Annotated in this window: 1 protein-coding gene; it reads left to right on the plus strand. The window is 41.2% G+C overall.

What is annotated here, in order from left to right:
• The first annotated feature begins 85 nt into the window (after positions 1 to 85).
• Entirely contained in the window at positions 86 to 1078 is a 993-nt protein-coding gene (locus FTU69_RS14650) for an IS5-like element ISAba23 family transposase (RefSeq protein ID WP_005028482.1), read from the plus strand.
• Positions 1079 to 1250: the final 172 nt, after the last annotated feature.

The raw sequence follows: 1250 nt of genomic DNA on the forward strand, positions 1-1250 counted from the left end.
AGAAACCTTTGCACGAATAAACACACAAAAGTTCATTAAATTGGTATAATACAATAAAATCAATCACCTAGCAAAAAACACGACTATGGCATGGAAACAAACAGGGCAACTCTCCCTAGCAGACAGTCTCATTAACGCTCACAAAGCCATCGAAGAATTAGATGAACTACACAACCTAATTGACTGGCAAACTATCGAGCAAACCTTACGCCACGTTCATAGCAGTGAGCGTGGGGAATCTGCCTTTCACCCTGTCATCATGTTTAAAGTATTACTCTTACAAAAACTCTATAACCTATCGGATCCAGCCATGGAAAAACAACTGGCACGAGACTTACTATTTCGTCGCTTTGTTGGCCTATCATTAACGGATGATGTACCCGACCATAGCACCATTTGGCGATACCACAAACACCTAGGTGAGCTTAGACTGATTGAACCATTGTTCAACCAAATCAATGAGCAACTAGCCCAACAAAACATTTTTATCAAAGCGGGCAGTGTCAGCATCATCGATGCCAGTATCGTTGAAGCTAAAAACAAACGACCTAAGAAAGGCAAACACACCGACAATACCCAAGATAACGAAGCCGCCTATGTCAGTAAAAAAGACAGTACAGGTAAAGTAAAAACCACCTACGGCTTTAAAATTCATCTCAACTGTGATGAAGACAGCTTTGTCAAAAAGGTTGAAACTACCCCTGCCAATGTCCATGATTCCCAATGTTTTACCACGCTGTTAACAGATGATGAATCAGCCGTGTATGCTGACAGTGCGTATAAAAGCCAAGCCCATGATGACTACCTTGCCGAGCATGAACCACCGATAAAAAATCATATTCATGATAGAGCATGGCGCAATACACCCTTAACCGAACAGCAAAAACGCAATAATACCCAAAAGAGCCAAACTAGAAACACCGTTGAGCGGGTCTTTGGACATTTTAAACTGCATTATGGGATGAGCAAAGCTCGTCATTTAGGGTTAATGCAATTTCATACCAGCACTTTGCTTGCAAGCATGGTGCATAATTTAAAAACTGCCCTAAGCTTGAAACGAAAATACGGACTCGCCTAGGGTTATTGTGTCTGTTGGTTAGTAAGCTCAGCCAATAGACACAAATTTAACAACCATTTGGAGATTTTATCCATGATTTAGCCATTGTTTTGCTTATTTCATTGCCATTCTTTGTTTTTTTTCGGTTTGGTGGTATGCCTCGAGCAAAGGGGCTGTTTCGTGCAAAGGTCTC

The organism is Acinetobacter sp. YH12134 (assembly GCF_013418555.1).
Lineage (GTDB): Bacteria > Pseudomonadota > Gammaproteobacteria > Pseudomonadales > Moraxellaceae > Acinetobacter > Acinetobacter indicus.

Excerpts from the sequence above, each read along its gene's own strand:
- FTU69_RS14650 (WP_005028482.1), top strand. The coding sequence starts at position 86 with ATGGCATGGAAACAAACAGGGCAACTCTCCCTAGCAGACAGTCTCATT.